This is a genomic window from Bacillus sp. JHAA (assembly GCF_036961585.1).
In the GTDB taxonomy this organism is placed as follows: Bacteria; Bacillota; Bacilli; order Bacillales; family Bacillaceae; genus Bacillus; species Bacillus velezensis.
In genome coordinates this window covers 474833-496610 of the sequence record NZ_JBAMDE010000002.1, presented here as the reverse complement: position 1 = coordinate 496610, position 21778 = coordinate 474833, and the positions used below count along the sequence as shown (strand labels likewise).

Sequence of the window (21778 nt, the reverse complement as noted above, 5' to 3'; positions counted from 1 at the left end):
TTCTAATCCTCCCACTGAATATGGCCTTTACGTTTCAAAGAACTCAATATTCTCCGTTCAATCCGGCGGTTAAAGCGCGTCATGACTCCGTCAGAGGAAGCGACAGGCACGACGAGGATCGTATGATACCCGTTTCTGTTTCCGCCGAGAACATCAGTAAGCAGCTGATCGCCGATGACCACACAGTCTTCTTTTTTCAGATCCATGCTGCTGACGGCTCTTTTAAAGGCGCGTCCCATCGGTTTTCTTGCCTTATAAATAAACGGTATGCCAAGCGGCTCCGAGAATAATTTCACTCTTCGTTCATTATTATTGGAGACGATCGTGACTTTAATGCCGTGCTCCTTCATTTCTTCAAACCACTCGATTAATCGAGGTGTCGCACTCGGTCTGTCCCACTCCACAAGCGTGTTGTCAAGGTCTGTAATAATCCCTTTCACATTGCGTTCTTTGAGCTTTTCCGGTGTGATATGAAATATATTTTTCACAAATTCGTCAGGTAAAAAAAACTTTTTTAACAAAACCCGCACCCTTCCTTTTCTTTCTATCATCTATATGTCGAAACCTGTCAGATTTAAAAACAAAGTCGGACTCAGTAAAAAAATTTCGACAAAAATTGGGTTTCTTCACCAGTTGTGGATAAAATTACACACATTATCCACTCTTATTACATCCGGATTTATCCAAATTATAAACAAGATACTAACAAGTTATCCACTTACGAGTGTGGATAACAGAACGATTGTTCTTATTTGTATTTCATGGTAGATTAAAGATAACCTCACCATGATTGAAACGCAACCTTCCATCATATGCTTGCGTCTGATGATTGATTACAATTATAAGGAGGTGCCACTCCCATTAATTGGGTCCCCGGCATGAGAAAGCTTTCTGATGAATTACTAATAGAATCTTATTTCAAAGCCAATGAAATGAATTTGAGCCGTGAATTTATCGAGTTAATTGAAAACGAAATCAAAAGAAGATCGCTCGGACACATTATTTCCGTTTCTTCTTAAACAGAAAAAAATTCCCGGGCGAATTTCCTTTTTTTACTCAGATGACTGATATTATATCACTTCGGTTATGCGCATTACTACCACTTTCAACAAAAAACACCCCTAAAATAGAGGTGTTTAAGAGGACGGCTGCTATATATTGAACCAATACAGACCGCCCAGGACGAGAATGACGACGAGCAGCACAACAAAAAATGCGTACCAGTACCCCGCATTCACCCGAGGAGGCGGGCATACAGGATATTGCGGAGGGAAACCGCGGTTCATAGCAATCGCCTCCAAAAAGATGTTTTTTCTACAGCCTATGAATCAGAAGCAAAACGGTTTAGGCAGCTGACGGCGTCAGCGTTCCAAAACCCGCCCATTTTTTATGCCTTCAATTAAGATTCTGGCGCCTTTTGGCGTCATATGATTTCCGGAGGGATCTATCAGTCCGGATTGGATCAGCGCCCGGTCTGTATCTTTGCCGCCGTCCGCGCGTATAAAGTGTTTCCAGTTATCCACCAGCGGCACTTTCAACTCAGCTGCAACCTGCCTCGTAACGCCGTTATAGGAATTATGCCATTTTCTCGCGCCGCCTTTTTCTTTAAAGGCTGAGGCTTTATATCTCGAATAGTAATAGAGATGATGCGTTCCGTTTCCTTCTATAACCGGGATGCACGTCATTAAAATCGGCTTTATGCCGTGATTTCTGCTTTCGTTTATGAAATAAGTCAGGTTTTCTTTAAACCGTTTCTTTGATACCCGCGGCTGATCGCCCGTCAAAATGCCCGCATCATTTGTTCCGAACATGATAAATAAATATTGGGGCTTACGGTCCAGCACGTCGCTTTGAAAACGCAGGCGCGCATCCTCAGTCGTCTGGCCGCCTATTCCCGCATTTATAACTGTAAGACGGCCGCGTTCCGCTGTTTTTAAAATGTTTACCCACTGCTGCGCCTTCGGATAATCACGATAATCCCAGTTGGAACCGCGCGTATTGCTGTCGCCGAACGCGACAACACTTTTTTCTTTGCCCGCGGCGCATCCTGATAACAGACAGATTATCGTAATAAAAAGAACAGCAAACTTCATTTTCTCTCCCCCCAAACCTTACCTCCTATGGTACACATCTCTTTGGCGGCTTTCAACGCGGCGCTCTCTTTACTGGATATGAAAAGGACCGGAATCCTGTCCGATCAAATCCGAAACCTTAACAAACGTGTAGCCCTGCTTTTTCAGCTTGGGAATGATTTCTTTCAAAGCCTCAACCGTCTGGCGCCGGTTTCCTCCGCCGTCATGCAGAAGAACGATATCTCCATCTCTGGCATGTGAAACAACGTGCCTGACGATTTTTCCTTTCCCAGGCCTTTTCCAGTCCCTCGGATCTTGGTTCCATGACCACATGATGATATGATAGCCCTCTTTTAAGATGCTTTTGAAAGCCGTATGATTCAGCGACCCTCCCGGCGGGCGGAATAACTTGTCCCCTTCCGGCTGCAGCGATGTAATATGATGCGCTGAGCTGTGAAGCTCTTGTAAAATGTCTTTGCGTTTCAGTCGGTGAAAATAAACATGGTTCATCGTATGGTTGCCGATTTCATGCCCTTCTTCAACGATGCGTTTTGCCGTTATGGGGTATTTATCTATACGGCTCCCGACACAAAAAAAGGTTGCTTTAACATTGTGCTGTTTCAACACGTCTAACACAGCCTCCGTATAGACAGGATGGGGGCCGTCATCGAAGGTTAAAGATAGTTTCTTTTTTTCAGACCTTATATCCCAGTACACGTTTCCCGTCTTCTCCATGTCACTTCTTTTTAAAGATTTCGCCTCGGCGGACACGGCAGTGAGACTCGTGAGGACGCATATCATGATGATCAGATGAAAGCATCTCAACGTTTACACCTCCAGTAAACACTACTGTTAACGTGTCCCCTTTTATAAAAAATCATTCTCTGCATCAAATGATGCACATCACCCGCTTCCCGCTTGTTTTTGTCCAAATCCGGGTGCCAGCCGTTTCTCATCAAACGGCAAATGCTGATAAACAAGTACGCTTATCGGACAGCTTATTTTAATAGAAGGAGATAGATTTGTGCTGTATACTAATTGAAAAGAGGTGAACGTGCAGATGATAAAAAAGGGATTCAGTCTTGCCGTCATCATTGCTGTCGTGATGATCGGCTTTATGCAAAAAGACGTCTGGCTCAGCATGATTCGCGCGGGCGGCATGTACGCCGTGCTTATGAGTATCCTTCTGGTCGCAGCTGACGTATTTTTTCCGATCGTTCCATTCGCCATTATCGCGGCCTTAAACGGAGCGGTTTTCGGGATTGTAAACGGGGTGTGGATTACATTGTCAGGCGCGATGCTCGGAACAATGGCATTGTTTTTTCTCGTCCGGTACGGATTCAGAGACTGGGCCAGAAAAAAGCTGCTGGCTTACCCGGCAGCGGCCCAATATGAAGATTCATTTCATCAGCACGCTTTTACGGCGGTGCTTTTCGGGCGGCTGATTCCGATTATACCGTCGCTTGCCATGAATACCGTCTGCGGGCTGAGTAATATCCGATGGCCGATCTTTTTTTCTGCGTCGGTGCTCGGCAAAATTCCGAACATTGTGATCGTGACCGTCGCAGGCGCTTCATTTACAAGCAACAAACTGCTGTCTTTCGGGATTTACGGAATGTATATGCTCATCTTAATGGCGGTCATTTATAAGAAGTTTCCCGGCCTTTTAAAAACAACGAAAAAATGAAGCGCGTACCGCCCCCTATTCCGGCGGTACGGCTCCTCTCATTCTGAGAACTTTTCCGTTACATTCTGAACCGATCACTTCCATGTTTTTCTTTCTGTAAAATGACAGAGCCTCTTCATTGCCCGGCGAAACTCTCAGGTGATATTCCGAAACACCGTTCGCTCTGAAAAACTGCCTCACGTATTGATGCAGTTTCGTTCCGCAACCCCTTCCCCTCTGCTGCTCAGTCATATAGTAAAGGTGCACATAACCGATTTTTTGGCTGCGGTAAAATTTGATGGAAGCTTCAAGCTGTCCGATCGGCTGCCCGTTATGAAAAAGCGGCATAAAACCGTCGGGAAAGCATTTGATTTGGGATGACAGCCACCTGAGATATTCATCCTTATTAAAATGATCCGCCGTGCCAAAGCTGACGAAAAACGAATCCTCACGAAATGAAACGGCCGTCTCTTTATGTTTGTTTAAATTGATCCGCTTGAAATACATCAGGAGTCCTCCTTTTTGCGGCCGCAAATAAGAACGAGCATAAAACGGCTGCCAACGCCAGCATAACAGCAGCGCCTGCGATGACGATGCCGCGGACAGAAGAACTGACAGAAGCCGCTCCGAATACCGCCGTTACTACTATAACGAAGACGGCTTCGATTAATGAATAAAAGCTCCCCACTCTCCCCATGATGTCCACCGGAACATTCTTTTGATAAAACGTCAGAAAGCCTGTATTGGCAAACGCCAGAAAAAAAGCGAGAAGGAAAAATCCGAAAGCAGCCGTCCAAAAAACGTCAGAAAACGCATAAATCATATATCCGGCCGCTGTGAATAAAGAGCCCATTCCCATCAATAAAGAAGCCGGCATTTTTTTATTAAAGAACACATTGACAAGCGCCCCCGCGATAATGCCTGCCCCTGAGACACTGACGAGAAAACCGTAATCGGCATCAGTCAGCTGAAGAACCTCTTTTGCAAAAGCGGCTTCAAGCGAATCAAGCGCTGATGGCATAACGGTCATGACCAGACTGAATAAAAAATAAATGATCATGACGTTTCGCGCCGTTCGGCTGAAGCGATAGACGAGCTTCCAATCTTCTTTGCACACTGCCAAAGAAAGCTTCTGTCTGGGAGAATGTACGTGAGGCTCATTTTCAAGGTTCGGCAGCATCATCGTGATGAAACCGGACAGCACTAAAGCCCCCGCATTCACCCAAATCGCAAAAATCGGCGTGCCGGCGATAAAAAGCAGCCCGGCCGCAGCCGGCCCGAGGAGAAAAGCCCCTGATTCCGACAAAGCCCTTAGTGAATTGAATCGTTTTCTCCTTTCAGCCGGAATAAGCATCGTCACATACGCCATGGAACTCGGACGAAACATCGCATTGGCCATTTGAATCAAAAACACGATACTATAAACGGAAAACAAAGACCGTACAGTAAACATCAGCGGCAGAACGGCAATGAATGCAGCCCGGATGAAATCAAGCGACATCATCATATTCCGTTTGTTACACCGGTCGATGATGCTGCCCGCCCACCCATTTGTCATCAAAACAGCCGCAGGCCTGATTAAATAAAGAATGGAAACCGCAAAAGCAGACTCCGTTTCTTTTAAAACAATAAGATTAAGAGACAAAAAATAAATCCATTCACCAATATTTGCTATCCCGATTCCGGTTAACAGAAGCATCGGGTACCGCCAAGACTTCAGGTTTTTCATCTTATCCCTCCCTTAAAAATAAAAAACGCCCTCAAGACAATAAAGTCTTGAGGACGGGAAACAGCCCGCTATGCCACCTCAATTCGGTTTGGTGCCGGCCTAAGCCGGGTACAAAGCTTACTCGGTAACAGGAGTATCCGCCGCATCATCCTCGTGTTGCATGATTCCGATGCGAAGCTAAGAGGTTTGCTTCAACACATCCATTCATACTCCTTCACAGCTCCCGGAGCTCTCTGTCATGAATGATATCTGTCTACTCGTCTCTTCAGCGCTTTTCGGTTATATTGTTTTCACCCTTACTTTTTTTAACAATATACAGGCTCAATCAGCAAAAATCAAGAGGCTGTAAGAAATAAAACCTGCCTTTGATTAATTTCCCTGTACAGACACAAACAGCCTGACTGCCACATACAGTTACATATAGGCTTTTGCCTACATAACTTTGTGGAGGTGAGGATGGTGACAGGTGTTTTTGCAGCGCTCGGGTTTATTGTGAAAGAACTCGTGTTTTTAGTATCATACGTGAAAAATAATGCCTTTCCACAACCGCTCTCAAATAGTGAGGAGAAAAAATACTTAGACCTTATGGCTGAAGGAGATGAACACGCCCGCAACATGCTGATCGAACACAATCTCCGTTTAGTCGCCCATATTGTGAAAAAATTCGAAAACACGGGAGAGGACGCAGAAGATCTGATCTCCATCGGTACAATCGGGCTGATTAAAGGAATTGAAAGCTACTCAGCCGGAAAAGGCACGAAGCTTGCCACATATGCTGCACGATGTATTGAAAATGAGATTGTAATTACAAAAGGGGGGTGCATACACCCCTCTTTAATAAGTTTCAATATATACTGTGTCAGAATCCACAACTAAAACCTCTTTCACGATAAAGTTAACAATTGTCTGTTTATCTTCAAGGGTTAGATTTTCTGCACCTATAGACTGAAAATAATCAACTGCTCTCTTTAGAGCATTTTCACTTGAGCTTGTATCATCCAGGACTTTCATTTTTGATTGAATTTCGTTACACTTTCCAGTAAGCTGATTTTGTTTTTTTTGCAGCTCAATAATCTGTACTTTCACTTCATCAATATCTAAATCATCGTCATCGCTTAGGCTGATTAGCGTTAAAAGACGCTTGCGGCCTTTTTTTGTTTTCTCTATTTCTTTTTGAATAAGCTCTAATTCATCATACAGGTGATTTGATTGTTCAACTTCTTTAAAAGCAGAATACTTTTCCGGATTGGTGATAAAATTAAAGATCTCACTCCATACATGCCTGTTTAATTTATTCTCAGACATTTCTTTTCCGCAGCCACGGTCCTTTGCTCCAGAATAATTTTTCCGGCAAGTATACACATAGTAGTCTTTACCATGTGATTTTCTTTTCTTCCCTGTCATGGTGTTTCCGCATTTCCCGCATCTAACTAAGCCGGATAACAAATAATTGTGAGGACTGATACTCAAGTGTTTTCTTTTACTTTGGCCTAAAAGTTCTTGAGCATAATCCCATTGTTCGGTTGGAATAATCGCTGGAATTGCAATAGTGATTTGCTCCTCTTCAGGTCTTATTTTAATTATAGATTTGTTCCCTGCCTGTTTTGAAACATAGGAACCCTCTGTGTCATATTTATATTGTTTATGTTCACCCTTATAAGAAGAGTTCATTAATATCTGTCGAACAACCTGCCTGTGCCATACTTTGGCGTCTTTTTTTGTTTTAACCCCCATCTGGGTTAAATGTAGCGCAATCCCATTCACTCTGCCGAAAAAAGGGCTTTTATGATCGGTGAAATAGTTGAAAATCATCCGAATGATTTTTGCTTCCTCTTCAAATATCTCAAGAGTTCTTTTCTCTTTAACAAATTTATAGCCATATAGTTTGGAATCTTTAATGATCATACCTTTTTTTATTTTTTGAAGTCGGCCGCTTGATGTTCGTTCTTTAATTTTGGCTTTTTCAAATTCTGAGATTGCTCCACGCATAGCGAAAAATAATTGACCTTCTGGAGAATTGGCGTACTCACCATTTACAAAAATTAAGGGTATGTTTCGCTTTCGTAGTTCATCATCAATGATAAGCTGATTCATTAATTTCCGAGAAAGACGGTCAGGATCGTAACAAATGACTTGACTTATAAGTCCTTTGCTTGCATCCTCCCTCAAACGATTCAGAGCCGGACGTTCTAAAAGCTCACCAGAAAATCCTTCATCGGCATATTTCAACACATCCTTAGTCCCTGCTTTCTTTATGCAGGCCTCGATCTGGCTGTCGATGCTCGATCCCTTGATCGCTTGTTCCTCGGTCGATACCCTTACATATATTGCTATCACCCTGGATCTCCTTCCTATAAAGTTTTATTAAATAATGATAGCAATCGTTAATGCATTTGTCAGCTTGCGGTCCCTCGATGATAATTACCTTCATAAAATGCATCACCCCTTGGGTAATGCTATGTAACAGCTGTTTGTCCTAATGAGGTGATTTTCAACGCGTATTCCATTAAAGGATCATTAGCCTAGGAAAATACATACATTATTTGTTAAATAACTTACTCTATTAAAGAAACTTGTATTATAATAGACCTAAAGGAGAATAATATGCTATGGGAGAGAATTAATCGTGGTTAAATTAACATTACGAGAGTCAGAAACACACTAGAGGAAACCAAATTGCAGTACACGGTTAATAATTTTTGCTGTTTAAATAAAAATAAATTATAAACAATTAGGTGGAGATTATTTAATGGCTAATGATAATGAAATTACATCAGGCTTCAGTGATGCTTCTGTTAATATTGCAAAACTTATTGCAGATAATTATATAATCGTTTGTGACACAAATGTATATTTAGGTTTGTACCGTTTTTCACCAGATTTCGCCAATTTTGCCTTAGACTGTTTACGGAAAATACAAGCGCATATAATGATTCCTTATACTGTTAAAATCGAATATGATAAACACTATCATGCTCTATTCAAACGTCGTCAAGGTAAGATTGAAAATTCAATAGAGGATACAATGAATTTAATTGAAAAGCAGCAAAATAAATTAAAAAACAGTTGTGCTACTTTAATTACTCGCCAATTTCCAGGAGCAGATGAACTTCAAGATAAAATTGATGAAAAATATGATGAATTAAAAACTATGCTTACAAGTTACTTTGAACAGCGAAGTGTTTTAACCCTGATACAAGATAGTTGGACAAGTGATGTCGTTAAGGAATTTGTACAAAAATTAATTGACGATAAACAGATAATGCAAGATTTTACTCGGGATGAGATATATAAGATCTGCGAAGAAGGTGAAAAAAGATATAAAAAAGAAATACCTCCTGGGTATAAAGATGGTAAGAATAAAGATGGTATTCGCAAATATAGTGATTTGATCTTATGGAAAGAAGTATTACAATTTTCTAAGGAAAGGCAGAGGAATATCATTTTTGTTACAGATGATTCAAAGGCAGATTGGTGGAATCGCAAAAATGATACAGTCGAATTTTTGTCGCAACTTTATGAGGAATTTGCCAAAGATACAAGAAAAAGAAAATCAGAAAATGGTGGTGTTGCCGGACCTTCGATGAAAATCGTGCCATTTGTATCTGCAGATTTCTATGAAGCTGTTTCTAGGAGTATGAACATTCCAAAAACCGATGTTGTTGAACAAGCACTTAGAATTACTGATAAAGATTACATAAATATGATTGAGTATTCAGCATTTGATTCTATACATGATACTCTAAAGTATTCTGGCTTTGAATACGTTGATGAATCAGCATTAACATATATAGGTTCAGAAGGTATTGAAGAATGGGATATTGATAATTACGAATTAAACAGTTTTACAATGGTTGAGCGTGATGATGATCAGATAATATATGAATTGATATATAATGTAGAAATGAGCAGTCATTCTTGTGATTATTGGGGGAAAGATGATGACACCAAAGAAATTATTGTTTCTCCCGATTATAAGCACGGGGTAATGGGGCAACTAACTATCAGTGTTGTTAGAACAGTCGATATGCTTATGGATTTTGAGGACTCAAATGATTTTGATTTGTCTGAAATTATTTCTGGAGATTTTGAGGAAACTTCCTATCAATCCTGTTTTGTCGATGAAGATTATGATGTTGTTCCTAATGCATATACTACATGTCCGGATTGCACTCGTGAAATCAACACAGAAAATGACGGTGGTAATGGGTTTTGTTTGAACTGTGCACCAAATCATTAAAGAAAATCGGCGAATTTTTTGTTACAAAGAAATGGTTAGTAGTAGCTGTTGAGATGTATGTAGACCAAAAAACCTCCGTTATATCGGTTATCATTAATCTTATACCAGGAAGTGCCCATACGCATTGTAGAGCAATACTATTAGAAACTTTTTTAAAATTTGATACTTGAAACGAAAAGCTCCATTTTGATTAATCTCATTGCAAAGTGGAGTTTTTAAGAAACCAAAAAGTTATTGCGGTGCCCTATTGCCTTTTTCTCCCCCCCAAAAAATAAGGTTATACCTATCAGTTTTCATATTTGATTCCGGTCAGAAAGTTGATGATATACTTCACTTTGCTCTACAGTAAAAGTAGTAACCAAACCTAAACTTAAAGTAACTGTACTAAGAATAATGATTACGACTTTTTTAAAATTCAGATAGGCATTCTCCCCTCTGAATTTGTTTTTGCGTTTCAAGCATTTTTTGATGATAAACATATGATGTTTCAAATTCCTTTGATTTTGCAAAAACTTCAGCCGTATTCAATTGCGATATCTTCCACATACGCATAATTCTTATTTCTTTCTAAGTAATCAATAGTTTTTTTGATTCCCGCTTGATCTACTGCATTATATAAAGTGTTTCCAAGTACTTTTGCAGGGACACGAAAAGTTTATTACCTTAGGATATCGCAGCGGATAAACCCTTTTTACTCATTTTTATTGCTTCACTTGTTTTCCCCTGCTTAAAAAGAAATTTAGCGTATGTAAACAGGAAATGTGGTAGATTGCTCAACTTAGCACTTTCTGATATTCTTGGCAACCTCATTTAATAAATGATCTGCTTTATCATTTATTCCTAAGTCTGCGTAATTCTTTCCTAGATTGTAGTAAGCCGAGCTAAGTAGCCTTTCATTGCGATCTAATTGTTTAGACAATTCTCCGGCTTTTTCAAGATGCGGCAAGCTTTTCTCGAAATGTTTAAAATCAACGTAATTTCCCGATATCACAAAATGACATTGGATTTTTCGCACTTTATAAAGATCATATTGATTATAAATGTCCATTGCCTGTTTAACATGATGCATCGAGATATGATTTTGCTTCATAGTATATTAAGCTTCGGCTAACTTAAAATGAAACTCTGCATTCTCAATATCAACATCTTGTACCACTCGTTGATTTTCACGCCAACTCTGACGATGATAAAACCGGATTCACAGGATCCCTCCTTTTTGCGTCTTTTTATGTAATATTCTAACATTTCTAAAAAGTGTTTTAACCGCAAAAAAACCGCAAATGTTTTCTTCAGTGATTAACCCCAGCATTTTATGTTCGTTTCTTCATTCTTTCTGGTAATATTTCGTTGAAGAGTCTATCGTATGAAATGATATGGTCATGAAAGTGTTTGAAGCTAAATCACTGCTTTCCGGAAACTGCTGCAATTCAAACGTTTCATATCTACTCCCCCTCCTCCTAAATTATACAATTTTGAGGGAGATGTTTTTCTTTACAGATTACAGGTATATCTACTTTAATGTCGAATAATATATAGTTATGCGAACTATACCGCGTTATTGCTTTTAAGGAGGAAAAACAGTGCATAATTTTTGGGAAGCAACTGAAGAAGATCCTTATAAACTTGATAGTGTAACTGAAGAGATGATCAAACACATCGAAAACAAGTTGAATATCATTCTACCTGAGTCGTATAAGAAGCTTATACTCAAGCAAAACGGAGGAATGATAAATTACAATGCATTCCCCACAACTGTTCAGAATTCATGGGCAGAAGATCATATTGAGTTTGATTACCTACTAGGGTTAGGAGAAGACCCAGGAATTTTAGACAGTTCATACCTAATAAAGGAATGGGATTTACCCGAAAACATTCTCCTTATTCATGGAGACGGACATACTTGGGTAGCTATGGATTATCGAGAAACTAACTCAAACCCTCCGATTCATTACTTCGATGTGGAAATGGATCAGGATTTCAAACTAGCAACCTCGTTTGACGAATTTTTGTCAAAACTGTACTCGCATCATTACGATATGGATACTGAAATATATAACAATGAAGAAACAGAAATTCACAATGCATCTGAGTCAATAACAAGTGAAGAAGTTGTTAAAATATTAAAAGAAAAGAACCCTTTGGATATATACAGGGTGGCATACTACCCCATAAAAGACACAAATGCTCTAGCATGGGTCATAAATCAGATTAAAGAGTCATCTTATAACTTAAACGATGAACAAGCTTTTGAACTAGCAGATTTATTAATGACACTAGCCACAACGTATGATAACCATATTAAAACAACAATTCTTAAAGACCGTATTGAAGAGATTGTAGCTAACTTAAGCAAACAAAAGAATGAAGATGTCGATAATATTTTGACACAAATCAAGGACTTCCTTTAATTTTTTTACTTTTTATCCTCTTTCTGTTTATTTCTTCCTAAAAATATATTAAGATGTTAAGTGAAGAAAATACTAACAGAAAGAGGAGAGATATGAAAAATTTAACAAGAATTACAAGTCTTGTTCTGCCACTGCTTCTATTTACCTCATTCGTCCTTCCTAATTTTGCAGAAGCACAAACAACAAACAGCAAAGAAAATCATGGTCCAGACATGGTACATACCTCCACTGATGATGTTTCAGATGATGAAGCTGGCTATGAAGAAACAAACTACGAAGACTATTCAGATGTAATAGAAGATCCTTATTATTCGGATTTAGCTAATGCCCCCGTCTATGAGGGTGATGTAGAAGATGATTTATCTGATGATTCTATATCTGAAGAAGCCCAGGATGTATCTGACAAAGTTTTTGATGAAAACGTTGTTAACGGAACAGAAGAAAAGACTGCTCCCGAAGTGGATGCAACCGGTACTGATGAAGAACTTCATGCTCAGTTCGGTTGGTTACTTCCTCCGGCAATTGCCATTGTTAGCCGTGTTGGGGGTAAATTATTAGTTAAACAGACACTCAAATCCACAACAAAGAAGATAACTGTAAGAAATGGTAAGTTGGCCGGCAAAAAGCATCCAAAAACCGGAGTGAAATTCAATTCTAAAGGTTTTCCTGTTTTTGCGGCAAAATATAATTATAATTTGACATTAGGGCAAATTAAATCATCAAACGCTGTTCAGTTTAAGAATGCAAATTATGCTTTGAAACAAGCAATTAACACTTGGGAACACGCAAAAAAGTTTAACAAATACCAAATACAAGATATTAAAAATGGAAAGACCCCTAGAGGCTACTTATGGCATCATCATGAAAACAGAGGAAGGCTTCAGCTAGTAGATAAGAACATTCATAAAAAGACAGGGCACACCGGTGGACGATCCATCTGGGGTTCCTTGTAATAAAATCTCCCTTTACAGGAGATTTTAAAAGAACAGACGCACCATACCACCCCGTTTATTCATGAACCTTCAATAAAAAACAAAAGCCCTATCTGGGGGCTTTTGTTTTTTATGTGCCGACTGGTTTTTCAGCTAATATATAAGTACCTACTGGCTTTTCAGCTACATGTTTATTAGAAAAACCCATAATACCCGCAAAAGCTAACCCGCTTAAACAAGCAACAGATAATGTTGCAAAAAGGATTCTCTTTTTCATCAAATTCCCTCCAACTGCTTCATTTTCTTCTCAGCTAAAATAGCTTTATTAGAAAACTTTAGAGCCTCTCTATAAAGTCCCCCTTCTTCAAATTTTTTTGAGGTGATTAAAGCCAGATCGTGAATGCTGTCAAAGTCGTTTTGTTCTGCCAATCTATTCATATGACTGTGAATCCGATCTACGCGCTCATTTAAAGGACTTTGTGAAAGCTCATGAATAATGTTTATTTTAGCTTCGTATATTTTATTCTGTTTTTGTCTAAGATTTTCCTGTCCCTTTTTCAAATAATATGAGGCCTTATTGTTTTCCCCCATCACCACCAGCTCTTTTGCAATCATATATAATGAATTTATATAATACGATGATCCACACCAATCTTTATTTCTTAATGCATGCTTAATGGCATTAAGACAATCTTGCGACCGCTTCGCTTCTGAATATGTAATGCTTAAATTGTGATGGATCATAGCCGTAAAAAATGAATCGTTCAATTTTTTTGCCACTTTAATTGCTTGTAAATAATATTCCTCTGATTTTTCGTATTGTCCCAATTCAGTATAATTATGAGCAACCACCATTAAAGACGTCGCAAATTGCTTTAAATAATTAGCATTATTCTTATAGATATTCATTGCATTGGTTATATAATTTAACGATACGATGTTTTGGCCCAACATCATGTACATAGAGGCAACCTTTGAATAAAATTCTGCTGCTTCAATTTCATCCGGTATTAACGAAAGTTTTTTTTCTGCGATATTAAATAAACTTATGGCGCTCTCGAAATTCCTATTATATGACTCGTACAGCGCTTCAAATAAATAAAAATAATATTCAATCATATGGTCTGTCTTTTGGATTTTATCAGCGTGATTTTCATTAAAATACGAATGGGAAGGCAGTTCTTTACCTCTCACCTGATACAAAAGCATTCTATGACGCTCTTCCAACAAAGAATAATACATTAAAACCTCTTGATCTTCTTCCATTTCATCTAAAAGCGGTTTGATCTCTTCAAAATATTTCTCAGCAGACTCAGCGTCTTGTTGTTTTATCGCGATATACCAATCATTTAATATATTTGCAACTCTTTCAGAAGCCAGTTTACTCATACGATAAACCCCTCTTTCTACAAATATTCTAAATTTTCTCAAACAACATTTTAGCATATGTTTAGCATAATATGTAATATATAGAAATAATTTTCGATATGCCGCAATTCTTATTTCGTTTTTACGCAATCAAAAGAAAGGGTAAATGAACCTATTTTTTAAAGTTCAAATCGAAATCAAATGGTGAAAATAAACCACTCTAAAAGAACTATTCAAAAGGATATAATCTTGATTTTTGAAGCAGCTACCCTGCTCTCGCCGCCAAGCAACGTCAACCGAATACAATGAATTGCGCAGCCAATGACGAACCTGAAAAATGCGTTCCAAGGCATGGCTGACCTTAACCAAAGATTTTTCGGGTGGAGCGCCGATAACATCAAGGCTGTATTTCGAGATCATGCAGGCATCACTGAGGAATGGCTTGAATTAATCGATATGAAAATTCCATTTCTCACAAACCTTTTCAGCAAGACTGAGACTGAATACATCCAAATAAAAAAGAAGCCTCTGAGGGCTTCAAAATGATTAATTCTTTTCACATGCAAAGTTGTCATGATCTCGGTCCATTCTAGATGAATAAGCAGGGTGAGTACTTGGTACACCATGCGGGTATTTCTTTCTCAATTCTGTACAGTTTGCAAAGTATTCTGTTCCACCAGTCGATGGGGAAGTAGCTTGTGTAGAGTTAGAAGAGCTGCTTGATGCTGAATTATTTGAATGTGAACTACTTGAGTTCGATTTATGTGTCTTGGATTGGTGTGTTGTCACTGACTTTTGAACCGGCTTAGATACACTTACTGATTTCTTCGGTTTCGTTACGCAGCCATTAAATCCTTTATCAGTTGTATATCCATTCTTACCCCAAATCTTCAAGTCCTTATCTTTCGCAACCTGTTCATCTTTCTTATACGTGTCTAAATACTTCGTGTTTGGCTCATACACATAAGCTACTCGTGCTAATCCTTCTTTAAGAAGTGTTTCTTGTACTGATTTGCCATCTACATAAACGTAAGCCAGCATTCTTCCATACTTGTCTGTACGATCTCCTTTATCAAACTCCAGTTGAAGTTTCCCCTTGTTAACTAGCTGTTTGTTTCTTGCTGAAGCATCCTCACCATATGGTTGAATGCAAGAATTTGGCTTTTTAGTTTCAGGAGTGTCAACAAGCAAGTAGCGAACAGTTTTCACTTCGCCTTTATAGTTAACCTTAATCGTATCTCCATCAACTGTTCTGTTAAGTGTTACATCGACCAACTTTTTCTTATTATCAGATGCCTTTTTATCCGACGAATCCTTCTTTGAAGCATTTTCGGCTTTTTCATCCTTGTCATTATTACTTTTGTCGTTTGATTGATTGTCTTTCTTTGTCTCTTTTGCATTCTTTTCTTCTTGCTGCGTTGTTTTAGCTTTATCTGAATCTGATTTATCTGTAGAAGCAGAATTAGACCCACACGCAGCCAAAGAAAAGCTTAGAGAAAATGCGCCAATACCTAACAACCATTTCTTCAATGTAATTCCCCCAAATTTGTATATTCTGTCTCTATATCGGACAAGCTTTCCTAATTATAAGTATAGAACCAAAGATTGTAAATTGGATATTAAATAAACATCTGATTTTGAAGATTGGATAACCTATAAGTATGGTAAAATTTAGATGAAATTAAGTGGAAAGGAGACAGATATGAAGATATTTGAAGCAGACTCGTTAATTTCAGCAGCGGAAAAGCGGGCGAAAGAATACGATCAGGTCAGGGAACAATTTATCAATCTCAGAAAAGCATTTCAAGGAATGGCTGATCTAGATGACAGTGAGTTTTCAGGTAAAGGCGCCGACAACATTAAAGCTTTTTTCCAAGATCACGCTGGTGTCACAGACAGCTGGCTTGATCTGATCGATATGAAGATTGCTTTTCTTAACAGTATTTCAGGAATAGTAGCTGATGCCGGATTGGCCGATTCGTTTGTGGAAGAGTCATTTTTAGAACATGAGCTGATTCATGCGAAGAATAAATCAAAAGCTATCATGCAGGAGCAGCGCAATGAAATGAAAGGTATCCTTGATGAAATCAGCGATATCATTCATCTTGATGTTTTCTCTACAGAAGATGTCAATCAAAAGCTGGATTCAGCAGACAAGAAACGGGACGACACTGTACATAAGCTCGGAAAGCTTGATCACAATCTAACGAAAGAATACGCAGAAACCGAGACGAATGAACATTTCATTAAGGCAGATTTTCAGCAGCTTCAAAACGCAACAGGCCAAGGAAAAAACGCCACGCCGCTTCATTACAATGCCAAGGCATACAGGGAAAGCGACATACACAAGAAAAAAGGCGAAATTGCAAGACATTCAGATGCTTATTTGACGATTAAAAAAGAAGAAGCGAAAGAGCGGGAAATAAAGGATTTGAATAAAAAGCTCGCTGATGAAGTAACTGATCCTGATGAATACTTGGAGATTGCGAAGAAGATCGGTTACGAGAACCTTGAACCTTCCCAACAGCAATATGTGATTCAGCTTGAACAAGCACAACAGCTCGAAGAAGTTGGTGAAACCACATGGGAAGTCCTGAAAGGAGTTGGAGTCGGTCTCTACGATGTCGCTAAGGATACTGTGACTGGCGTTAAAGATCTAGCTGTCGGGGCTTGGGAGTTTTCCCAGCTCTCCGAAGAACAAAAATTAGCCAAAACATTTTCAGCTGTATTGAAGACACCTTCCTATGCAAAAATCATATGGACAAACATAGCGGATACATGGAATGATAAAATGGTTAACGGAGATGCATACTCACGATCTCATTATATTACCTATGTGGTCGGGAGCCTTGTTGGACTAAAAGGCGTTGGCTCTGCTGTGAAAGTAACAAGCAAACTTGGGAAAGCCGGTGCTACCAAAGTAGATAAAGTGATTGAAGCTGGAGAAAAAGCAGCTACTAGACATGTAAACAAAGGGATTACCGTAGGGAAAAACTACATAAATTCTTTATCTAGAAATAAAGATGATCTAGCACTTGTAGGTATAGCACAAGATATTGAGAATACCCATAATGTAAAGAATACGTCTATATTAAAAAAAGCAATACAATCCAAACATGATCAATTTGTTAAAGCTGCACCATACACGTACGAAAACAGCGCGGGCAAAACAACGACTATTAACTTAAGAATGGGTCATTTGAAAAATGATGTCCATCCAGTAACAAAAGTTCCCTATGATAAAGACGGATTTCCAATATTCGAATCAAAACATACACTCACACTTGATAAAGCCGACTTTAAAAAAAGTAGAGACCAGCATTTTGACAAATTAAATAAACAATTATATAAGCAGATTGAAGAAGATCCATCATTGATTAAGAAGCTTGATTTGAACGAAGATGATTTACTTGATCTTCAAGATGGAATAACACCAGAGAAATACACATGGCACCACCATCAAACTCCTGGAAAAATGGAGCTAGTAGATCGAGTCATTCATGCTAAAACTGGTCATACTGGCGGATATAAAATTTGGGGAAAAGATGAGAAATAGGAGGTTAATCAATGCAAAGTATTAAATGGAGAAAACGAAGCACTTTTAAAGAGGCGACAAACAGTCAGATCGAAGAGGTAGAAGAAAAATTAAAAATCAAGTTCCCGACCGATTACAGAGAGTTCATTAAAGACCATAATGGATGCTCTCCTATAGATAAAAAGGTTGTTTCATTCCAAAATTCTCGAGAATCAATAAACAATTTACTGAGTATAGGAGATCCAACTCGACCAATTGATCTCCTTAGTACACTTGATAATGTTAAAGATCGGTTAGTTGATAAGATCATACCTTTTGCTACAGATGCAGGGGGAAACCTCTTTTGTTTTGATTACAGAATGTCTTCTCAAGAACCCGTAATTGTTTTTTGGGATCATGAGATCGCTTATGAAGATAAGAAAAGTTCCCTTAGCTATGTTTGTGATTCATTTACAGAGTTAATGAACAAACTTGAATAGAATGAACTTGCCAAAGATGTGGAAAGCCCTTCTCACAAAGAGATGAGCTCTTTTTTACTTGAATAACGCTTCAATTTTTGCTCTAGTCTTAGGTCCATAAATCCCGTCAGCAGAAAGCCCATGCATTAACTGAAACCACTTATTTAAGATACTGAGAGAAATTGTGACATTTCAAATGCGAATCTAGTCTATTTTTGTCGAAATTCACTAAATAAAAATGATTTCAGTTATTATAGATGTAAATATCTTGATTTAATAGAGGGAGATCATAAATGAATGAATACAAAGAAAATTACTTTAAAACTGCTCAGCCAAGTATCTTAGATAACAAAGGATTACGAAGAGCACAGAAGGATGCCTATATTAAAATTTGCAATCATTTCTTATTGGATAAATCAAAAAATCATGCTGTTGCAATTTTACCCACTGGTGCTGGTAAAACTGGTGTTATGGGCCTAGCCCCGTATGGTATCTCAAGAGGAAGAGTCCTAATTATAACCCCTCAATTAGTTATTAAAGATCACGTCTTAGATTCATTAGACCCTTCGTCTCCAGATAATTTTTGGCTAAAGCACGGAGTCTTTGAAGATTATAGTGACCTTCCAAAAGTTGTTGAATATGATAAAGAAACATTTATGGAGGAACTGGAAGAAAGTAATATAGTCATTCTTAATATTCATAAGCTAAGCACCCGATATCGAAATTCTTTATTAAAAAAAGTTGAAAGTGACTTTTTTGACATGATAATTATTGATGAAGCACATCATTCACCTGCGGAAACTTGGTCAAAAGCTTTAGAATATTTTAAAGACGCAAAAGTTTTAAAAGTTACAGGTACACCCTTCAGAACTGACAGGAAGCAAATTGAAGGACAAGTAATAATGAATTACCGGTTAGGAAAAGCTATGAAGGAAGGGATAGTTAAAACCCTTAAAAATTTTGTGTTAAAACCTGAAAAGGTTTACTTAACATTAAACGGAGACGAATCAAAAAAATACACACTCAAAGAGTTCGAACTTTTAAATATAAAAGAAAAAGACTACATATCAAAAAGTGTTGCTATGTCAAAAGAATGCAATCAACAAATCGTAAATGCAAGTATTGAACAACTTAATGAACGGTTATCAGTTAGTGATGTGCCTCATAAAATAATTGCTGTTTGTTGTAGTATTAAACATGCAGAAAAAGTAAAGTTACTGTATGAGGAATCAAATTTAAGAGTTGTAGTAGTTCATAGCAAACTCCCTAAAAACGAGAAAATAGAAGCATTACGAAAAATAGAAAGTCACCAAACAGATGTAGTAATACATGTTGCTATGTTAGGGGAAGGATATGATCACCCTTATCTTTCGGTTGCAGCTATTTTTAGACCTTATAGAAGCTTAGCTCCATATTCACAATTTATTGGTCGTATTTTACGAAGAATCCCCGATCAAGTAACAGCAAATCCAATTGATAATATTGGTACAGTTGTTGCACATAGGGACCTGGGATTAGATCCCCTTTGGAAAGAATACATGCAAGAAAAAAGATTTTGTGAAGTATTAGAAGCTGTAATAAAGAACGATAAAAAAGAATCAAAATTAATTAACTCCTTCAAAAAAGAAGAAACAGATTTAGGTCAGGTTATTTTTGATGGAGAAATTGATACAGAAGAAGAATATTACGAGTTCACAAGTGCAGCTGAAGCATACGAGGCATACGAAAAAGATATTGAGGAAACAGTTGAAAAACTCAAAAGCATATTCCCAGATAAATCTGAAAAAGAATTGTCAAATTTAGCTCGTAAAGAAAAAGCTGAACCAGAGTTTAATCCTCTCCTTAAAAACCCTAAGAAATACCGAAATGTATTACGAGAAGGATTTAATGAGAAAGTTCAATATGAAATACCTGCACAATTAATACTTGAATTCGATCTTACTAAAGAAGGTATTGAATTTAAAAACCTTCCCCTACAGCGTGTGCATCAATGGACGTTGCAAAAACCTGATAATACTGCAATAATAGCAGCATATTTAAACAGCTTCTTTAAAAACAAATATGGTGAAAGAAAAAATTGGGTGGTAGATGACTATTTAAATGCAAACAAAGATTTGGATGCTCAAATCGAATATTTGAGGATGTTAATAAGAGGAACCTTAAAGAAGGAGAGTTGAAAATTGTTAAATGAGTTAAGAAACCAGTTATGGAAAGCAATGCACCTAAATCCGGTTTGGCCGTCAGACCTTTTAGTCAATGCCAAAGATCCTGATTACGAACAAGTAAGCTTCAAGCAAATAAACGATCATTTAGAAGTCGAACTATTTTTCACAGAAAATGGAGATATTGTCAAGGCTATTTATCTATTCGATGATAATGAATATCTTCAACACGCCTCAATAATAGAGGGAGATTCTCAAAGTACAATTTACGATAGACAAAAGGAAATTGAAACGATTTTAACTAAAATAAAAAAACTAACCACTTCAAATAAGATTACTTCAGCCTAAAACATTTGCCCTTCTTCTAGGAGAAGGGCCTTTTTTTATCTCAATAATGCTTCAATTCTCTCTTTAGTCTTAGATCCATAAATTCCATCAGCAGAAAGCCCATGCATTAACTGGAATCGTCTAATCGCATCTGCTGTTTTCGGACCATACACGCCGTCAATGCCGTTGTTTTTCGATCCTTTATCCGGGTAGAAGTATAGTGCAGCCAGTGCTTTTTGAATTTGTGTTACCTTTTCTCCTCTCATCATTGGGCTCTTCACTTTAAAAATACCGGAAGACAGCGCATATGACGTTTTTTTGTTACTTGAGTTTGTTGTTTTCTCTTTAGCTGCACTTGTTTTACTCTTGCTTGTTTTCCCACCTAGCGCCTTTAATTCTTTTTCAATGGCAGCCTTAACTTGATTCCATCTTCCCTCTGACAAAATACGGTGCGGGCAATACTTACCGTTCCAATCTTGGTGCTTACGGACACGATCAACGCTCCATCCCCGTTCTTTAAGCAGCTGTGCCACAAACTTAATAGCGAGCTTTTCCGCTGCCTTATATCGTGACCCTCCTGACTCGCTATAACAAATTTCGACACCGATCGACTTACGATTTCCTGGACCGTTTGTTCCATCTCCTGTGTGCCAAGCGTTACGATTTGTTGGAATTCCTTGAATAACTTGTTTATCGTCTACTGCAAAGTGAAAACTTGTTGAGTTTGAATTATTCTTCATATATGAAATTTCATTGGCTGCTGAAGCATCATTCGCAGTGTTGTGAATAGTGATGTATTCGGCTTTCATTGGATTAGGACATTTCAATCCATATTTTGATTTAGAGACTAGATTTTTAACAACTTTGATTGGCATATATCC

At 38.1% G+C, this 21778-nt stretch carries 21 protein-coding genes and 4 pseudogenes; 11 read left to right on the top strand and 14 right to left on the bottom strand.

From position 1 onward, the window contains the following. Positions 1-2: 2 nt before the first annotated feature. A complete protein-coding gene (locus V7728_RS06590; RefSeq protein WP_007408254.1) occupies positions 3-521 on the bottom strand; it encodes a YqeG family HAD IIIA-type phosphatase in 519 nt (172 codons plus the stop codon). Positions 522-878: 357 nt separating this feature from the next. Between V7728_RS06590 and V7728_RS06585 the strand changes: the two genes are divergently transcribed. Next, positions 879-1019, top strand: a complete 141-nt coding sequence (locus V7728_RS06585) for a sporulation histidine kinase inhibitor Sda (RefSeq protein WP_003152850.1) — start codon at positions 879-881, stop codon at positions 1017-1019. A 132-nt stretch (positions 1020-1151) separates the two neighbouring features. Here V7728_RS06585 and V7728_RS06580 read toward each other — a convergent pair whose 3' ends face one another. The 3 genes from V7728_RS06580 to V7728_RS06570 form a co-directional block, all read right to left on the bottom strand. After that, positions 1152-1286 (bottom strand): hypothetical protein, encoded by a 135-nt coding sequence (locus V7728_RS06580; RefSeq protein ID WP_003152848.1) that lies wholly within the window; start codon positions 1284-1286, stop codon positions 1152-1154. Positions 1287-1361: 75 nt separating this feature from the next. Next, positions 1362-2093: an SGNH/GDSL hydrolase family protein gene (locus tag V7728_RS06575; RefSeq protein ID WP_007408253.1), complete on the bottom strand. Its 732-nt coding sequence runs from the start codon at positions 2091-2093 to the stop codon at positions 1362-1364. A 69-nt stretch (positions 2094-2162) separates the two neighbouring features. After that, positions 2163-2897 (bottom strand): polysaccharide deacetylase family protein, encoded by a 735-nt coding sequence (locus V7728_RS06570; RefSeq protein ID WP_015240250.1) that lies wholly within the window; start codon positions 2895-2897, stop codon positions 2163-2165. A gap of 235 nt (positions 2898-3132) precedes the next feature. Between V7728_RS06570 and V7728_RS06565 the strand changes: the two genes are divergently transcribed. Next, a complete protein-coding gene (locus V7728_RS06565; RefSeq protein WP_099566911.1) occupies positions 3133-3759 on the top strand; it encodes a TVP38/TMEM64 family protein in 627 nt (208 codons plus the stop codon). Between the two features lie 15 nt (positions 3760-3774). On the opposite strand, the gene V7728_RS06560 is transcribed toward V7728_RS06565, so the two are convergent. After that, positions 3775-4245, bottom strand: a complete 471-nt coding sequence (locus V7728_RS06560) for a GNAT family N-acetyltransferase (protein ID WP_025285023.1) — start codon at positions 4243-4245, stop codon at positions 3775-3777. Next, positions 4211-5467 (bottom strand): MFS transporter, encoded by a 1257-nt coding sequence (locus V7728_RS06555; RefSeq protein WP_099566912.1) that lies wholly within the window; start codon positions 5465-5467, stop codon positions 4211-4213. Before V7728_RS06555 ends, V7728_RS06560 begins: the two co-directional genes overlap by 35 nt. Before the next feature lie 459 nt (positions 5468-5926). Here V7728_RS06555 and V7728_RS06550 point away from each other — a divergent pair. Further along, positions 5927-6274 (top strand): annotated as a pseudogene (locus V7728_RS06550) (sigma-70 family RNA polymerase sigma factor); the annotation flags it as partial. A 27-nt stretch (positions 6275-6301) separates the two neighbouring features. Here V7728_RS06550 and spoIVCA read toward each other — a convergent pair. Together spoIVCA and V7728_RS06540 are read right to left on the bottom strand one after the other, a co-directional pair. Next, positions 6302-7762 carry a site-specific DNA recombinase SpoIVCA gene (spoIVCA, locus tag V7728_RS06545; RefSeq protein WP_223252810.1) on the bottom strand — a complete coding sequence of 487 codons (1461 nt, stop codon included), beginning with the start codon at positions 7760-7762 and terminating at the stop codon, positions 6302-6304. After that, positions 7720-7898: pseudogene (locus V7728_RS06540) on the bottom strand (hypothetical protein). The gene spoIVCA and the pseudogene V7728_RS06540 overlap by 43 nt, the downstream one beginning before the upstream one ends. A gap of 318 nt (positions 7899-8216) precedes the next feature. Here V7728_RS06540 and V7728_RS06535 point away from each other — a divergent pair. Continuing rightward, on the top strand, positions 8217-9707 hold the full coding sequence (locus V7728_RS06535) for a PIN-like domain-containing protein (protein WP_099566914.1): 1491 nt from the start codon (positions 8217-8219) through the stop codon (positions 9705-9707). Between the two features lie 408 nt (positions 9708-10115). Here V7728_RS06535 and V7728_RS20480 read toward each other — a convergent pair. Continuing rightward, a pseudogene (locus tag V7728_RS20480) lies at positions 10116-10845 on the bottom strand (aspartate phosphatase); the annotation flags it as partial. A gap of 442 nt (positions 10846-11287) precedes the next feature. On the opposite strand from V7728_RS20480, the gene V7728_RS06525 reads away from it, so the two are divergent. Beyond that, positions 11288-12115 (top strand): SMI1/KNR4 family protein, encoded by an 828-nt coding sequence (locus tag V7728_RS06525; protein WP_099566915.1) that lies wholly within the window; start codon positions 11288-11290, stop codon positions 12113-12115. 92 nt (positions 12116-12207) lie between these two features. Beyond that, entirely contained in the window at positions 12208-13068 is an 861-nt protein-coding gene (locus V7728_RS06520; protein ID WP_099566916.1) for an HNH endonuclease, read from the top strand. Positions 13069-13177: 109 nt separating this feature from the next. Here V7728_RS06520 and V7728_RS06515 read toward each other — a convergent pair whose 3' ends face one another. Continuing rightward, on the bottom strand, positions 13178-13324 hold the full coding sequence (locus V7728_RS06515) for a hypothetical protein (protein WP_174532477.1): 147 nt from the start codon (positions 13322-13324) through the stop codon (positions 13178-13180). After that, positions 13324-14436, bottom strand: a complete 1113-nt coding sequence (locus tag V7728_RS06510) for a Rap family tetratricopeptide repeat protein (RefSeq protein WP_099566917.1) — start codon at positions 14434-14436, stop codon at positions 13324-13326. The genes V7728_RS06515 and V7728_RS06510 overlap by 1 nt, the downstream gene beginning before the upstream one ends. Positions 14437-14736: 300 nt before the next feature. Here V7728_RS06510 and V7728_RS20475 point away from each other — a divergent pair, with 300 nt between their 5' ends. Beyond that, on the top strand, positions 14737-14961 hold the full coding sequence (locus tag V7728_RS20475; protein ID WP_099566918.1) for a T7SS effector LXG polymorphic toxin: 225 nt from the start codon (positions 14737-14739) through the stop codon (positions 14959-14961). Here V7728_RS20475 and V7728_RS06505 read toward each other — a convergent pair whose 3' ends face one another. Next, entirely contained in the window at positions 14962-15945 is a 984-nt protein-coding gene (locus V7728_RS06505; protein WP_099566919.1) for a thermonuclease family protein, read from the bottom strand. Between the two features lie 172 nt (positions 15946-16117). Between V7728_RS06505 and V7728_RS06500 the strand changes: the two genes are divergently transcribed. Further along, a complete protein-coding gene (locus V7728_RS06500; protein WP_099566920.1) occupies positions 16118-17971 on the top strand; it encodes a T7SS effector LXG polymorphic toxin in 1854 nt (617 codons plus the stop codon). 11 nt (positions 17972-17982) lie between these two features. After that, the gene (locus V7728_RS06495; protein WP_099566921.1) at positions 17983-18429 is read left to right on the top strand and encodes an SMI1/KNR4 family protein; all 447 of its coding nucleotides are present in this window, start codon (positions 17983-17985) and stop codon (positions 18427-18429) included. Positions 18430-18483: 54 nt separating this feature from the next. On the opposite strand, the pseudogene V7728_RS06490 reads toward V7728_RS06495, so the two are convergent. Continuing rightward, positions 18484-18570 (bottom strand): annotated as a pseudogene (locus V7728_RS06490) (peptidoglycan-binding domain-containing protein); the annotation flags it as partial. 131 nt (positions 18571-18701) lie between these two features. On the opposite strand from V7728_RS06490, the gene V7728_RS06485 reads away from it, so the two are divergent. Together V7728_RS06485 and V7728_RS06480 are read left to right on the top strand one after the other, a co-directional pair. Beyond that, positions 18702-20585 carry a DEAD/DEAH box helicase gene (locus tag V7728_RS06485; protein WP_099566922.1) on the top strand — a complete coding sequence of 628 codons (1884 nt, stop codon included), beginning with the start codon at positions 18702-18704 and terminating at the stop codon, positions 20583-20585. A gap of 3 nt (positions 20586-20588) precedes the next feature. Next, positions 20589-20918 (top strand): hypothetical protein, encoded by a 330-nt coding sequence (locus tag V7728_RS06480; RefSeq protein WP_099566923.1) that lies wholly within the window; start codon positions 20589-20591, stop codon positions 20916-20918. A 35-nt stretch (positions 20919-20953) separates the two neighbouring features. Here V7728_RS06480 and V7728_RS06475 read toward each other — a convergent pair whose 3' ends face one another. Next, on the bottom strand, positions 20954-21772 hold the full coding sequence (locus V7728_RS06475; protein WP_099566924.1) for a peptidoglycan recognition protein family protein: 819 nt from the start codon (positions 21770-21772) through the stop codon (positions 20954-20956). Between the last annotated feature and the right edge of the window lie 6 nt (positions 21773-21778).

What these genes read in the sequence shown, in the direction of transcription:
- V7728_RS06515 (WP_174532477.1), bottom strand. Translation starts at nt 13,324, where the DNA reads ATGAAAAAGAGAATCCTTTTTGCAACATTATCTGTTGCTTGTTTAAGC.
- V7728_RS06500 (WP_099566920.1), top strand. Translation starts at nt 16,118, where the DNA reads ATGAAGATATTTGAAGCAGACTCGTTAATTTCAGCAGCGGAAAAGCGG.
- V7728_RS06560 (WP_025285023.1), bottom strand. Translation starts at nt 4,245, where the DNA reads ATGTATTTCAAGCGGATCAATTTAAACAAACATAAAGAGACGGCCGTT.
- V7728_RS06510 (WP_099566917.1), bottom strand. Translation starts at nt 14,436, where the DNA reads ATGAGTAAACTGGCTTCTGAAAGAGTTGCAAATATATTAAATGATTGG.
- V7728_RS06585 (WP_003152850.1), top strand. Translation starts at nt 879, where the DNA reads ATGAGAAAGCTTTCTGATGAATTACTAATAGAATCTTATTTCAAAGCC.
- V7728_RS20475 (WP_099566918.1), top strand. Translation starts at nt 14,737, where the DNA reads ATGACGAACCTGAAAAATGCGTTCCAAGGCATGGCTGACCTTAACCAA.
- V7728_RS06475 (WP_099566924.1), bottom strand. Translation starts at nt 21,772, where the DNA reads ATGCCAATCAAAGTTGTTAAAAATCTAGTCTCTAAATCAAAATATGGA.
- V7728_RS06495 (WP_099566921.1), top strand. Translation starts at nt 17,983, where the DNA reads ATGCAAAGTATTAAATGGAGAAAACGAAGCACTTTTAAAGAGGCGACA.
- V7728_RS06555 (WP_099566912.1), bottom strand. Translation starts at nt 5,467, where the DNA reads ATGAAAAACCTGAAGTCTTGGCGGTACCCGATGCTTCTGTTAACCGGA.
- V7728_RS06520 (WP_099566916.1), top strand. Translation starts at nt 12,208, where the DNA reads ATGAAAAATTTAACAAGAATTACAAGTCTTGTTCTGCCACTGCTTCTA.
- V7728_RS06575 (WP_007408253.1), bottom strand. Translation starts at nt 2,093, where the DNA reads ATGAAGTTTGCTGTTCTTTTTATTACGATAATCTGTCTGTTATCAGGA.
- V7728_RS06485 (WP_099566922.1), top strand. Translation starts at nt 18,702, where the DNA reads ATGAATGAATACAAAGAAAATTACTTTAAAACTGCTCAGCCAAGTATC.
- V7728_RS06565 (WP_099566911.1), top strand. Translation starts at nt 3,133, where the DNA reads ATGATAAAAAAGGGATTCAGTCTTGCCGTCATCATTGCTGTCGTGATG.
- V7728_RS06535 (WP_099566914.1), top strand. Translation starts at nt 8,217, where the DNA reads ATGGCTAATGATAATGAAATTACATCAGGCTTCAGTGATGCTTCTGTT.
- V7728_RS06580 (WP_003152848.1), bottom strand. Translation starts at nt 1,286, where the DNA reads ATGAACCGCGGTTTCCCTCCGCAATATCCTGTATGCCCGCCTCCTCGG.